Annotated in this window: 10 protein-coding genes; 7 read left to right on the top strand and 3 right to left on the bottom strand. The window is 62.9% G+C overall.

The genetic code is table 11. The features are described from left to right. Positions 1–73: 73 nt before the first annotated feature. Positions 74–643 carry a hypothetical protein gene (locus AEYBE204_RS27695; RefSeq protein WP_023461712.1) on the top strand — a complete coding sequence of 190 codons (570 nt, stop codon included), beginning with the start codon at positions 74–76 and terminating at the stop codon, positions 641–643. Continuing rightward, positions 640–1248: a hypothetical protein gene (locus AEYBE204_RS27690; RefSeq protein WP_023461711.1), complete on the top strand. Its 609-nt coding sequence runs from the start codon at positions 640–642 to the stop codon at positions 1246–1248. Before AEYBE204_RS27695 ends, AEYBE204_RS27690 begins: the two co-directional genes overlap by 4 nt. 34 nt (positions 1249–1282) lie before the next feature. Here AEYBE204_RS27690 and AEYBE204_RS27685 read toward each other — a convergent pair whose 3' ends face one another. From AEYBE204_RS27685 to ubiG, 3 genes are all read right to left on the bottom strand, one after another. Beyond that, on the bottom strand, positions 1283–2362 hold the full coding sequence (locus tag AEYBE204_RS27685; protein WP_023461710.1) for a DUF4167 domain-containing protein: 1080 nt from the start codon (positions 2360–2362) through the stop codon (positions 1283–1285). A 442-nt stretch (positions 2363–2804) separates the two neighbouring features. Then, positions 2805–3671: a peptide chain release factor N(5)-glutamine methyltransferase gene (prmC, locus tag AEYBE204_RS27680; protein ID WP_023461709.1), complete on the bottom strand. Its 867-nt coding sequence runs from the start codon at positions 3669–3671 to the stop codon at positions 2805–2807. A gap of 135 nt (positions 3672–3806) precedes the next feature. Continuing rightward, entirely contained in the window at positions 3807–4613 is an 807-nt protein-coding gene (gene ubiG, locus AEYBE204_RS27675) for a bifunctional 2-polyprenyl-6-hydroxyphenol methylase/3-demethylubiquinol 3-O-methyltransferase UbiG (protein WP_081724608.1), read from the bottom strand. Between the two features lie 146 nt (positions 4614–4759). Here ubiG and AEYBE204_RS27670 point away from each other — a divergent pair, with 146 nt between their 5' ends. The 5 genes from AEYBE204_RS27670 (at position 4760) to ptsP (ending at position 14137) form a co-directional block, all read left to right on the top strand. Beyond that, positions 4760–6016: an aspartate kinase gene (locus AEYBE204_RS27670; protein ID WP_023461707.1), complete on the top strand. Its 1257-nt coding sequence runs from the start codon at positions 4760–4762 to the stop codon at positions 6014–6016. A gap of 184 nt (positions 6017–6200) precedes the next feature. Continuing rightward, the gene (locus tag AEYBE204_RS27665; protein WP_023461706.1) at positions 6201–7886 is read left to right on the top strand and encodes a methyl-accepting chemotaxis protein; all 1686 of its coding nucleotides are present in this window, start codon (positions 6201–6203) and stop codon (positions 7884–7886) included. A gap of 184 nt (positions 7887–8070) precedes the next feature. Further along, complete coding sequence (locus tag AEYBE204_RS27660; protein WP_023461705.1) at positions 8071–9759, top strand: methyl-accepting chemotaxis protein; 1689 nt, start codon at positions 8071–8073, stop codon at positions 9757–9759. 279 nt (positions 9760–10038) lie between these two features. Continuing rightward, positions 10039–11499, top strand: coding sequence for a PAS domain-containing methyl-accepting chemotaxis protein (locus AEYBE204_RS27655; protein ID WP_031230192.1), 1461 nt, complete (start codon positions 10039–10041; stop codon positions 11497–11499). Between the two features lie 436 nt (positions 11500–11935). Next, entirely contained in the window at positions 11936–14137 is a 2202-nt protein-coding gene (ptsP, locus tag AEYBE204_RS27650) for a phosphoenolpyruvate--protein phosphotransferase (protein ID WP_235068122.1), read from the top strand. Positions 14138–14403 lie beyond the last annotated feature (266 nt).

Raw genomic sequence — 14403 nt, 5'->3', positions numbered from 1 at the left:
GCGACGGCGGCTTGCCAAAAAGCGCAGTCATGCTACTTTGTATCGCTAAGTGAATGAGGAGAGGGCGGCGTTCATGACCAGCATTGCATTGGATCGCGCGAACACTCCGATCTTCACGCCTATTCAGCAAAGCCTGATTGGCTTGTTAGCCTTAGGTCTAGCGCTTGCCGTCCACTGGCTGGCCTTTGCCGATCTGCGCGCCATGCCGTGCTCCGCCAGCGACACCTGCCTTCTGCCGCTGGAGCCTATCTGCGACTGCGGCATTCCGATTGATATAGTCGCACCGCCGCCGGACTGGCGCCGCGTTATTTACGGGATTTGTGACTGCATTGCGCCGCCACCCCGGTTACAATCCGCCGCGTCAAAGCCCACCGATATCGACTACGTCCATTTCCCGACCGGCGCGGAGGCCGCCGTGGCGCGCGGCAATCTCGTAGTCAGCGAACGCACCTTTGTGACGGTGACCTGCACGGCGACACCCGAAGGCCGGTTGCAGGATTGCACCGCCGTATCGCCCTCGCCTCTGGTCGAGGCCACCGTGCGCCTGTTTGAAACCTCAACTCAAGTCAAGCCGGTCGGCGGCATTACCGCCACAGCCCCCTATGTCGTCCGCCTGACCTATGTCTGGGAGGCCGTCGTATGAACACGGCACTTGCGGATCGCTTTGCTTACCCTTCCGGTCTTGTCGAGAAGGCAGGCCTTGCCGTAACCAGTCTTATATCTGGCGTTGCTCACGTCTGGGGATTATCGCTGCTCCCTATCGCCACGCTGACTGTGATGGAAAACCTGCCGTCTAATGACGAATGCCTGTGCGATATGAACAAAGGGCCGATTACCGTGCAGATCTACGACACGCCCGTCAAAAGCGGGCCTGCCATGGCGCACCTTCCGCCCCCTTTGAAAGCTTACACGATGCCGTGGACGCCGCCAAAAGCGTTCGTTCACTATCCCACGGCATCAGAGGCAACAGCGATTTTGGGGCGCACGGTCAAACCGACGGATGCTGCCGTTACGATTGTCTGCGCCATCACACCCGGTCGCCGCCTGACCACGTGCAAAGCGGATGACGAAACGGCCTTAGGTGCTGCGACCGAACGACTGTTTGAAACCCATGCCCACCTCAGACGGCTGCCGCTTGCCGATCGTGACAAGGTGCGCGTCAGATACGAGTGGAACCCGTCCCCGCCCGTCATCGGCGTGGAGGTCGTCGAGCCTGATCCCAATTTCTCAAACTGGAGTCGATTTTAAAAAAGCGCCCCGTTTCCGGGGCGCTTTTTTGTTTTTAGGCCTCGTCGGCGCTGACCTCTTGGGCAAGTGCGTCTTCCGGCTTCTTGCGGCGGGCGCGGGGCTTTTTCGGTGCCGCCTCTTCCGAAGCCAGTTCGGCTTCCACCGGCGCACTCACCGGCACAGGCGCGCGCAGGAAGGCCGGCAGATGCGAATGATCATCGGCTTCGGCAACAGGCACCGGACGGGCGCGTGGCGCACGGGCAGGCTTCGGAGCGGCTTCGACCGTTGCCTCAGCCACCGGCGCGATTGGCGTGGCTTCCGGCGTTACGACGTCGAACCCGGCGACGTTGACGTCAGAGGTTTCCGAGGGGGACGGCGCGCCCAGCGGCTCGGTCCCGGCGACGACAAATTCCTGCTCGTTCAGGCGTTGCAGACGGCGGCGCTCATAGCGTTCGCGACGGCTTTCGCGACGGCCACCGCCCTCACCTTCGGCAACATCGCGCGGGGCATTGTCGCGCGCGACGAATTCACGTGGTTCACGTTCAGGACGCGGCTCGTTGCGCTGGTCGTTACGAGGTTCATTGTTACGCTCGCCGTTGTTACGATCGCGGTTATTGCGATCGTCACGATCCCGATTATTGCGCTCGTAGCGATCATTATTATTCCGGTCGTTACGGTCGCGATTGTTGTTGCGCTCGCCATTGTTACGGTCATTCCGGTCGCGGTTACTGCGATCGCCGTTGCGGTCATAACGCGGCTGATCGTCCCCGCCGTCAGTGTCCTGATCGTTATCGCTGTCGCTCTGGTCCTGAGCCGGTTCGCCGTCCAGCTCTTCGTCGAAATCGAAGCCGGTCGAGAACGGATCGCGTTGCAGGAACTCCGCCACCGGGCGGTTCGGCTGCATCTGACGGATCAGGCGGAAATAGTGCTCGGCGTGCTGAAGATAGTTTTCTGCCAGAACCCGGTCGCCCGACGAATTGGCGTCGCGCGCCAGCTGCTGATACTTTTCGTAGATGGTCTGCGCGTTGCCGCGCACCTTGGTCGTATCGGGGCCGTTCGATTCGTAGGCACGATTCGGGTTGTTGTTCTGCTGATTGCCAGTGGGTTTGCGATTCCGGCTGCGTTGCCGTTTCATACCCCGAAAATCTTTCATGTGATGTAACCGTATGCAGGCCCCGCCTCAAACGCGCGGGTGCGAATTAATTATGTTGCACAAGGCCGGAAGGCGTTTTGTCCGGTGCGGGCCTTGGAATCTGGAGGTGTGTTCTGAGCGTCAGCCGTTTTATGGGGTTTGACCTGTACCGGGCGATTGCCCCCCTCACAGGTGCCTTTGCTTGTCGCACAAGATATAGGATTGCGCGTCAGGGTCTCGCTCACGAAGCCTAGGTGATAAGCCTAAACAAGTCCTTTAGGGCGGGCGTAACCGTCCGGCCGTCGAACCATGAATGCGGGAGACCGGGTAGTGTTAGCCTTTTCCGCGCCGGTTTCCAAGCGAAATTTCGCGAACCGGCGCGGAAACTGTTAAGTGGTCGCGATATTGTAGCCGAAAACCGCTGCACACTTTTCGGCATATCGCTCTAGGCGATCTTCGTTCCGACGACGATGCGCGGCTGATCCGACAGGTCCTTGAACGTCGTCACATTGAAGAAACCGGCCTTTTTCATCAGGCCTTCGACGGCTGCGGACTGATCGTAGCCGATCTCCAGCCACGCCCCGCCGCCCTTTTTCAGGATGCGGTAGAGGTCGGGGACCAGGTCGATATAGGCGTCCAGCCCCGATTCGCCGCCATCGAGCGCCAGGATCGGGTCGTGGTCCTTGACCTCCGGATCGAGGGTCGGGATGACGTGCGACTGGATATAGGGCGGGTTCGACGCCACGTAGTCGAAGCTTTCATCGTCCAGTCCCGACGCCCACGAGGTGCGCAGGAAGGCCGCCCGATTGCCGATACCCAGATTGGCGGCGTTGTCGCGTGCCACGGCCAGAGCCTCTTCGGACACGTCGGTGCCAAGGCCCTTCGCTGCGGGACGCTCAGAGAGGATCGACAGCAGGATGGCGCCGGAACCGACGCCGAGATCGGCCACGGTAAAGGCCTGATCCGGGGTCGTGGTCTTGAGGATCATGTCGACCAGACACTCGGTCTCAGGGCGCGGCACCAGCACGGCGGGCGACAGGTTGAGCAACAGCTTCCAGAAACCCTTCCGGCCGAGGATGCGCGCGACGGGCACACGCTTTTCGCGGCGGCTGAGATAGTCGTCGAGTTTGGCGTTCTGTTCCGGCGTGATCAGCTTGTACGGATCGGTGATGATATCCGTGCGCGTAAAGCCGGTCGCGGCTTCGAGCAGCAGACGCGCGTCGATGGCCGGGGAATCGATATGGGCGGCCTTGAGGCGCTTTTGCGCGCCGTTCCAGGCTTTGACGAGGGTCAGGTCGGTCGTTTCGGTCATTTCATTCCTGCCCCCTCTCCCCTGTGGGGAGAGGGCTGGGGTGAGGGGGTGTTACACAAAGAAGGCCCCCTCACCCGGCGCTAAAGCGCCACCCTCTCCCCAAAGGGGCGAGGGGCAAGAGGCCCAAGCCCAGAATTAAATCAAATCCCGTCTGGCGACGATCATATAGTTGACGCTGGTATCGTTTGAAAGAGCCCAGCGCGCGGTGATGGGGTTATAACTTACCCCCGTCGCCGGATCGGGGTTCACACCGGTATCGCTGAGGAACCCTTCGATCTCTTCGGGTTTCAGAAATTTGTTCCAGTCGTGCGTGCCTTTCGGCACCCATTGCAGAATATATTCCGCTGCCACGATGCCCAGGGCATGGGCTTTCAACGTCCGGTTCAGGGTCGCCACGAACAGCAGACCGCCCGGCTTGACCAGCGACGCGCAGGTTTTCAGAAAGCTTTCCGGGTCGTTGACGTGTTCGATGACCTCCATGGTCAGGACGACGTCGAAGCCCTCTTCGCCCGATGCTGCCAGTTGCTCGACCGTCTGCGCCATATAACGGATATCCAGCCCGCCCTGCGTCGCATGGGCTCTGGCCGTGCCGATGTTCTTTTCAGAGGCGTCGAGGCCGGTGACCTCGAACCCCATCCGCCGCATCGGTTCGGACAGCAGGCCACCGCCGCAGCCGATATCGATTAGCCTGAGACCTTCAAAGGGTTTCAAAGCATAGGGATCGCGCTGGAAATGGTCCTGCACCGTTTCGCGGATAAAGCTGACGCGGGTCGGGTTGAACTTGTGCAGCGGCGCGAATTCGCCCTTTACGTCCCACCACTTGGCGGCCAGCGCTGAAAAGCGCGCCACGTCTTCGGCATCGATGCTCGGACCGGCCGGGGCCTCCAGCAATTCCGTGTCATTTGTAACTGATTTTGCAGGTTTTTTTGCCGGATCGGCCATGAGACAGCTCCAAAATCGTATCAGAACGCCCGAAATAGCCCAAAAAGCGCTCTCCGTGTGCGATTTTTTCGCAAAAAAGCTTCACAGTCCGGTGCAGGGGCTTTAAAGCGGGCGCGATTTTAGTGCTTTAAGAAAGAGACACACAGATGACGCGCTTGGTGATGAAGTTCGGCGGCACCTCGATGGCCGACCTTGAACGCATCCGCAGGGCCGCCCGCCTGGTGGCCGCCGAAGCCGACGCCGGCCATAAGGTCGCGGTCGTCGTTTCGGCCATGTCGGGCAAGACGAACGAACTGGTGACCTGGACCGACGGCGCCGGTAAGGCGTCCGGAAAGGCCATCGAAGGCGACGACGAATACGACGTGGTCGTGGCCTCGGGCGAGCAGGTCACCGCCGGGCTCCTCAGCATGACGCTCCGCAATATGGGCTACGACGCCGTGACCATGATGGGCTGGCAGGTGCCGATCATCACCTCCGACGTCCACGGCAAGGCGCGCATCCTCGACATCCCGCCGGCCAAGCTGGAAACCGCGCTCGATGCCGGTCAGATCGTCGTCGTCCCCGGCTTTCAGGGCGTCACCGAGTCGGGCCGCATCACCACGCTGGGTCGTGGCGGTTCGGACACGTCTGCTGTGGCGGTCGCCGCCGCCGTCAAGGCCATCCGCTGCGACATCTATACCGACGTCGACGGCGTCTATACGACCGACCCGCGCGTCGAATCCAAGGCCCGCCGCCTGAAGAAGATTTCCTTCGAGGAAATGCTGGAGATGGCGTCGCTGGGGGCCAAGGTCCTGCAAACCCGCTCCGTCGAGCTGGCCATGGGCCAGCGCGTGCCGGTGCGCGTACTGTCTTCATTCGTCGAACCCGGCGAAAATATCGATCAAGGCACCATCGTGTGCGACGAGGATGAAATCGTGGAAAAGCATATCGTTTCCGGCGTGGCCTTCAGCCGTGATGAAGCCAAGATCACCCTGCTCGGCCTGCCGAACAAGATCGGCGTCTCCGCCGCTGTCTTCGCCAAGCTGGCCGAAGCCAATATCAATGTCGACATGATCGTGCAGTCGGAAAAGCGCTCAGGCGAGTATGCCAATCAGCTCTTCACGGTCGGCCGTCGCGACGCCAAGGCCGCCGCCGACCTGATGCTGTCGGTCAAGGACGAGATCGGCTTCGACGACATCAAGGTCGATGAAAACGTCGCCAAGGTTTCGATCGTCGGCGTCGGTATGCGTTCGCACACCGGCGTGGCCCAGACCATGTTCCAGGCGCTGTCGGAAAAAGGCATCAATATTCAGGTCATTTCAACCTCGGAAATCAAGATCTCGGTTCTGATCGACGAAGCCTATACCGAACTGGCCGTGCGCGCCCTGCACGCGGCTTACGGTCTGGATAAGATCGGCGCTTAGTCTGCCTCTGACTGTCTGAATGAAGCGCCGTCCTGTTCACTCAGGGCGGCGTTTTGCTGAGCGCATCAGATGCGCGTCCTTAGAGTTTACAGCCTCTTAACCGTCCCCGCCTAAGCTACCGCTAACAAACAAGAATACAGGGCCGTCCGTTCCAACGGACACGGAAACAAAGCGGGAGCATTCCATGAATTTCGACCACTGGCCGCTCAGGGCCAAGATGGGCGCACTGGTCTCGGTCATGGGGCTGGTCGCCATCGGCGCCGTGCTGTTCGCGCTGATGCGCATGGGGCAGATCGACACGACCTATACCCGTATCGTCAACGGTCCGGACAAGGCCATGGTCTATCTGGCCCGCGCCACGCGTCAGATGGCGTGGACCGAACGCGCTATGTACAAGACGCTGGCCTCGACCACCCCCGACGACATCAAGGCGTCGGAAGAGGCCATGACCAAGGCCTTCGTCAAGTTCACCGAATATGCCGATCTCGCCGCCACCGCCCTGCCCGAACGCGCGACAGATATCCATACCCTGCGCGACACCTTCAACAGCGCCGTCGAGACCACCTGCGCCCCCGTCATGGCTCAGGCCCGCGCCGGTCAGCGCGAAGCGGCGCTTTCCACCATGTTGTCCACCTGCGGTCCGGCGATGAACGTCGCCATCGAACAGGCCAAGGTTATCCTCGAAGGCACCATCACCGCCACCGACGCTCAGGCCGCCGCCGCGAAAGCCGCCACGCAGACGACCGTGTGGACGACCCTCGGCCTCATCCTCGTCGGCATGGCTGTGGTGCTGACCGGCGCCTTCGTCCTCATCCGTCGCAGCGTCGTCGATCCGGTGCGCGCGCTGAATACCGCCATGAGCCGCCTCGGCGACGGGCAGTACGATCTCGACATCCCCGGTCGCCACCGCCGCGACGAACTGGGGGCCATGGCCGCGGCGCTGGACGGTCTGCGTGGGGGGCTGGCCGACGGCCACACCACGCGTCAGGCCGCCGAAGCCGCCCGCAGCGCTGAACTGAACCGCCTGAGCCGCGAGCGCGGTATCGTTGAGCGCTTCAATGGCCGCATGATCGATCTGGCCGCAGGCTTCGTGCGGGCGTCCGCCGAAATGTCCGAGGCCGCGCAGTCCCTGTCGAATACTGCCGAAGAAACCGCCCGTCAGGCACAGGTCGTCACCGGAGCCGCCGAAGCCGCGGCGGCCAACGTGCAGACCGCGGCCGCCGCGACCGAGGAAATGTCGGTCTCCGTCCGCGACATCAATCAGCAGGTCGGCCGCGCCGCCGTCGTGGTGGGCGAGGCTTCCGCCGAGGCGAACCAGACTCATGCCGAGATTCAGTCGCTCAGCGCCGCCGCCCAGCAAATCGGCGAAGTCGTCAGCCTGATCAATTCCATCGCCTCGCAGACCAACCTGCTGGCGCTCAACGCTACGATCGAGGCCGCGCGTGCGGGCGATGCGGGCAAGGGCTTTGCCGTCGTCGCCACCGAGGTCAAGTCGCTGGCGACCCAGACGGCCCGCGCCACCGAAGACATCGGACGCAAGGTCGCCGAGATCCAGACCGCGACCCAGCGCACGGTGGCTTCGATCGGGCGCATCGTCGGCACGATCGAGGAAATCCGCACCAATGCCGGTAACGTCGCCGCCGCCGTCGAACAGCAAGGGGCGGCGACGAATGAGATCGCCCAGAACACCAGCCGCGCCGCCGAAGGCACGCAGTCGGTGACCGAAAACATCCTTGGCGTCGGACGCGCGGCGGAACAGACCGGGGCCGCGTCGTCGCAACTCATGGCCCTGTCCGGCGACCTGTCGGCGCAGGCCCATGCGCTTCAGGCCGAGATGGACGGCTTTCTGCGCGACCTGAACGCCGCCTGACCAACCTGTGGAAAAATATACACCTGAAACCGATTGCACGACGGTTTCAGGCGTTTTGCTTTAAATCCCGGTTAACCCTGTTTTTCTATCCTGAATTGCGACAGACGGTTCTTCCTGTGGATGAGTCGTCGCGCGGCTTTTTCAGGAGCATGGGCCGCGAAACAGTATCTGCGCGGAGTACCCCATGTCGTTCAACAACATCCCCATGATCGGCAAGGTCCTCTCCTTGCTCGCCCTGCTCGCCCTGCTCGGCATCGGCGCAGTGGCCTTCGCCGCCGTGCAGATGATCGACATCACGCAAAAATACGATCAGGCCCTGCAAGGCCCCGCCCGCGCCAATGTCGCACTCGCCCGCGCGGGTCGCCACGCCGTATGGACCTCGCGCTCGATCTTCAAGCTGGCCACTTCCGAAACAGCGGAGGCCCGCACCCAGGCGGAAGCCGACATCAAACAGGGCCACGCTCAGTTCGGCAAGGAAATGGACACGGCGCTGGCCGCCATGCCCGAACGCAAGGCTGAGATCGAGGCCCTGCGTCAGGCCTATCTCAACGTCATGGACTCGGTGTGCTGGCGGACGGTCGATCTGGGCAAGGGCGGGCAATCCGCCGCCGCGCTGAACCACATGAACGCCGAATGCGGCCCGCAACTCCTGACCATCATCACCAGCATTTCCAAGGTGGTCGATGAGACCGTCGCCGCCAACGAAGGTCTGGTCAACCGCCTCAATACACAGGCCGACGAGGCCGTGACGCTCTCGGTCGCCGTTGGCGCCATCGGCCTGATCACCGTCATGGGCCTCGCCTTCTGGCTGACGCGCAGCAGCATTTCAGGTCCGATGCGTCGCCTGACCGATACCATGTCGTCGATGGCGCACGGCAAGCTCGATATCGAGGTCGGCGGCGGCAATCGTCGCGACGAACTGGGGGCCATGGCGCGTACCGTTGAGATCTTCCGGCAGGGCCTGTCCGAGACCGAGCGTCTGCGCGAAGAGGCCGCCGATACCGAAAAGGCCAATGCCCAGCGCCTGCGTACGGAGCGCAACGCCATCGCGGATCAGTTCCAGTCGAGCATGGGCGCTCTGGCCGAAGCCTTCGCCCGCTCGTCGGTCGAGGTGTCCGAGGCCGCGCAGTCCCTGTCGGCCACCGCCGAAGAAACCGCCCGTCAGGCGCAGGTCGTCTCCGGCGCCGCCGAAGAAGCCGCCGTCAATGTGCAGACGGTCGCCGCCGCCACCGAGGAAATGTCGGTCTCGGTCCGCGATATCAATGCTCAAGTCTCGCGCACCGGCACTGTGGTGGGTGAGGCCTCGACCGAGGCCGACCGCACCCACGCCGAGATCCAGTCGTTGAGCGACGCCGCCAACCAGATCGGTGAGGTCGTCAGCCTGATCAACAACATCGCCTCGCAAACCAACCTGCTGGCACTCAACGCCACCATCGAGGCCGCCCGCGCGGGCGATGCCGGCAAGGGCTTCGCGGTCGTCGCCTCGGAGGTTAAGACTTTGGCCACTCAAACGGCGCGTGCCACCGAAGACATCAGCCGCAAGGTCGGCGAAATCCAGACCGCGACCCAGCGCACCGTCGCCTCCATCGGACGCATCGTCGGCACGATCGAGGAAATCCGCGCCAATTCCGGCAATGTCGCCGCCGCCGTCGAACAGCAGGGCGCGGCGACGAACGAGATCGCTTCGAACACCAGCCGCGCGGCATCGGGGGCACAGCAGGTCACCGAGAACATTTTCGGCGTCGGCCGCGCCGCCGAAATGACCGGTGCGGCTTCGACCCAGCTCATGGCCCTGTCGGGCAACCTGACCGAACAGGCTCAGGCCCTGAAAGGCGAGGTCGAGACTTTAGTCAGACAACTGCGCAGCGCCTGATCCCAACCCTTTCAAACAAAAAGCCGGATCGTCAGGCGGTCCGGCTTTTTGTTTTGCCCCGCGCCTTGCACCGCACACCCCTGCGTTGACGAGGTCACGCCCCATATGTCGAGACGTGTATTTTGCAGACGAAAAGTCTGCTTATGATCAGAAAAAGCCGAACAGCGTTCTTTTTGTAAACCTCTCGTTCACCATTCCCGCGTCAATTTGCCCCCGACGCCCCGCAGCGCAACATAATGCGACTCAATCGCACCCACCCTTCCGATGGATATCTGCGCCATGCTGTTCGCCAAGCCTGAAACCACCTCGACGCTCGACGCCCTGAACGCGGCGCTGGCCGTGGCTGAATTCTCACCGTCGGGCGAATGCCTGTCGGCCAATGCGCTGTTCCTGACGGCGACGGGCTACAGCGCGCACGACCTGAAAGGCCGCCGCCACGACGCCCTGTGTGTCACGCCGGAAACCGAGCTTTGGGCCGACTTGACGGCCGGGCGCAGCCGCACCGGCAGCTTCAAACGTCTCGCCAAAGATGGCGCGACGATCTGGCTCAACGGCGCCTATATTCCTGTACGCGACGGTCGCAGCCACGTGACGAAGATCGCGTTCTATGCGACGCCCGATACGACGGCGACCGCCAAGGCCATCGACGACGCGGGCAAGATCGATGCCGTCTACCGCTCGCAGGCAGTCATTGAATTCACGCCGCAGGGCATCATCCTCCGGGCCAACGACAACTTCCTCAAGGCCGTGGGTTATCGCGCTGAAGAGATCGTGGATCGACCGCACGGCCTGTTCTGCGACCCGGCCTTCGTGCAGTCGCGCGATTATGCCGACATGTGGGCGTCGATCCGCGCCGGGCGCTTCGTCGCCGGAACCTTCAAACGCATCGCCAAGGGCGGACGCGTGATCCATATCGACGCCGCCTACAACCCGATCTTCGACGACGCCGGTCAGGTGATCAAGGTCGTCAAGTTCGCCACCGATGTCACCGAAACGGTCGAGCGCCGCCTGCGCAACGATGTTCTGGGCGCCGAAATCCACGGCGAACTGGGCGACGTGGTGACGCGCATCACCGACGCCAACCGCATGGCCGTCGGCGCGTCTCAGGCCTCGACGGAGACCGGGGCTATCGTCAATTCCGTCGCCGCCGCCGCCGAGGAACTGCGCCACAGCGTGCGCGAAATCTCGCAGAGCATGAGCCTGGCGCGTCAGGCCGTCCAGAGCGCCTTTACCCAGACCGAAAAGGTCAATGCCTCGGCCAGTAACCTGACCGAAACGGCCTCGGCGATGAGTAATATCGTCACCTTCACGCAGGAAATCGCCTCGCAGATCAATCTGCTGGCGCTGAATGCCACCATCGAATCGGCACGAGCCGGTGAGGCCGGTCGCGGCTTTGCCGTCGTCGCCACCGAGGTCAAGTCGCTGGCCAACCAGTCCTCGGCCTCTTCGGCGCGCATCGCGCAGGAAATCGCCAATATGCAGGGCGTCGCCGAAGAGGTTGTGGGTGCCTTGGGCGAGGTCATCGCCCAGATGACGACCGTGCTCGACAACGTGGTGTCCGTGGCCTCGGCCATCGAGCAGCAGAACACGGTGACCAGCGAAATTTCCGGCAATATGCATTCGGCGGTGAATGCCGTGGGTGAGATCGAAACGAGCCTCGGTCGCATTACCGAGACCTTCGAGACGATCTCCGCGGCGTCGGATCAGGTGAAAAAGCGCGTCGAAACGCTGGTGGCGTAAAATATCCTTTATACCTCCCCAACTCGTTGGGGAGGGGGACCGCACGAGTTGGCTGCAAGCGAACGAGATGTGGTGGTGGGGGTTCTTGCTTTCTTGCGCCAGCATCCGTTGAACCTCCGCAAGATACCCCACCTTCCGGCCTTCGGCCTCCCTCCTCCCCGGCGAAGCCAGGGAGGTATAAGACTTGCGACCCTACCCCTCCACTTCGGTTTATTTTGTCTATGTGAACCGTAAAGTCTTCGTGACTTGTCTTGCCCCTTCCCCCTCTATAGACAGCGCCTCATATAATTTCTTATTATGTAAGCGTATTTGAGCGTATTCGTATAAGGATGCGCGGCACATCAATGCCGATTATGGGGAGCAAGATCAGGTGAGCCCAAGCCTCGTTCAGGGCGCGCGCGGACAGCGCGGCCTTCTGCGGCAAATCCGCGAGGTCATGGCCGACGGGTCCAGCGCGCAGGCGCGTCTGGACGGCGTCGTCGCCATCATCGCCGGATCGATGGTCGCCGAAGTCTGCTCGATCTATCTGCGCCGTACCTCCGACGAACTGGAACTGTTCGCCACCGAAGGCCTGAACCGCGACGCCGTCCACAATACGCGTCTGCGCCTCTCGGAAGGTCTGGTCGGTGAAGTCGCCCGGTCGGGTCAGCCGCTGAACCTCAACGACGCCCCGTCGCACCCGAACTTCTCCTACCGTCCGGAAACCGGCGAAGACCCGTACAACTCCTTCCTCGGCGTGCCGCTGCTGCGCGGCGGGCGGACCATCGGCGTCCTCGTCGTCCAGAATATGGCGCTGCGCCAGTATCAGGACGAGGAAGTCGAGGACCTTCAGATCATCGCCATGGTTCTGGCCGAGATGGTCACCGCCGGCGATCTGGTCGGCGGCGCCGAACTTAAGGACATCGAACTCACCCCGCACAAGCCCGAGCGGCTGAAAGGGTCGAGCTTCGCCGACGGCATCGCCATCGGGGTCGTCATCCTGCACGAAGTCCCCGTCACGCCGGACCACCTGCTGTCGGACGACGTCATCGCCGAAGAGGCGCGGATGCTCAAAGGCATCGGCGACCTGCGCGACCAGATCGACCAGATGTTCGAAGGCCAGCACGGTCTCGCCGGGCCGACCTTCGACGTGCTGGAAACCTACCGCATGTTCGCCCACGACCGCGGCTGGACGCGCAACCTGGTCGAGGCCGTGCGCTCCGGCCTGACCGCCGAAGCTGCGGTAGAGCGCGTCCGCAATGAGCAACGCGCCCGCCTCAACAGCGCCCGTGACGCCTATATGCGTGAGCGTCTGCACGACCTCGAAGACCTCGGCAACCGGTTGCTGCGCGTGCTGGCGGGCAAGAACACCATTGCCCGTGAAATCCCCGAAAACGCCATCCTCGTGGCGCGCGACCTTGGCCCCGCCGACCTGCTCGAATACGACCGCAAGCGCCTGAAAGGCATCTTGCTCGAAGAAGGCTCCGCCGCCAACCACGCCGCCATCGTCGCCCGCGCCTTGCAAATCCCCTGCGTCGGGCGGCTGGAGCGGCTGCGCGACAAGGTCAATCAGGGCGACGTCGTCGTGGTCGACGGCGAAACCGGCGAATCCTTCCTGCGGCCGCGTCAGGACGTGCTGGAGGCCGCCCATGCCCGCCTCGACATGCGCGCCGCCCGCCGCGCCGAATTCGACAAGCTGATCGGCGTTCAGGCGGCGACCCGCGACGGCCACCGCATCTCGATGCTGATGAACGCTGGCCTTGAGTTCGACCTCGAACTGATGGACGAGACGGGTGCCGAGGGCATCGGCCTGTTCCGCACCGAGTTTCAGTTCATGGTCTCCGAAGACCTGCCGCGCCTCAAGCGTCAGACCGAACTCTATGCCCGCGTGCTCGATCTGGCAGGCGACAAGCCGGTGACCTTCCGCACGCTCGACCTCGGCGGCGACAAGATCCTGCCCTATATGGAAACCGAGCGCGAGGAAAACCCGGCACTGGGCTGGCGCGCCATCCGCATGGGGCTGGACCGTCCGGCCCTGCTGCGGATGCAGGTGCGCGCCCTGATCACTGCCGCCGCCGGACGCGAACTACGCATCATGTTCCCGATGGTTGCCTCGGTCGACGAATTCCGTCAGGCGCGCGAATATGTCGATGTCGAGCTGGCCTGGGCCAAGCGTCGCGGTCGTCCCCTGCCCAGCGTCCTGCGCGTCGGCGTGATGATCGAATGCCCGTCGCTGCTGTTCCACCTCGACGCGCTGCTGCCGATGGTCGATTTCGCCAGCGTCGGCACCAACGACCTGACGCAGTATCTCTTCGCCGCCGACCGCACCAATCCGCGCATGTCGGACCGCTACGACATTCTGTCGCCGCCGATGCTGCGGGCCCTGTCGATGATCCAGAAGGCCGCCGAGGAATCCGGCACGCCGGTGTCGGTGTGCGGTGAAATTGCGGGCAAGCCGCTGGAGGCCTTCGTGCTGATCGCGCTGGGCTTCAACCGCCTGTCCATGCCGCCCGCCGGGATCGGTCAGGTCAAGCGGATGATCCTGTCGCTCGACCGCGACACGGCCGCGCGTGCGATCCAGAAGATGATGACGAGTTCCTATGGCTCGCTGCGCAGCGAAGTGCTGGCCCTCGCCCGCAAACTGAACGTGAGTCTCTAGCCTCCCTCCTCCCTACGTAGTGGGGAGGTGGATCGGAGCCGACAGGCGACGAGACGGAGGGGGCGACGAAGTCGCAAAACCTCAAACGCCAGTGTCTGACATTCTGACGGAGTCATCCCCTCCGTCAGCTTCGCTACGCTCGCTCCCTCCTCCCCACTGCGTAGGGAGGAGGGAGTCTCACCCCGCACCGCATCATAAAAAATTCGCGGAATAAGATTGCCCGCGTCCTTGACTCTCCCCCTCATCGGCCCTACCTCAAGGGCGCA

The organism is Asticcacaulis sp. YBE204 (genome assembly GCF_000495855.1).
Classification (GTDB): Bacteria; Pseudomonadota; Alphaproteobacteria; order Caulobacterales; family Caulobacteraceae; genus Asticcacaulis.
This window is presented reverse-complemented; position numbering and strand designations above follow the sequence as displayed.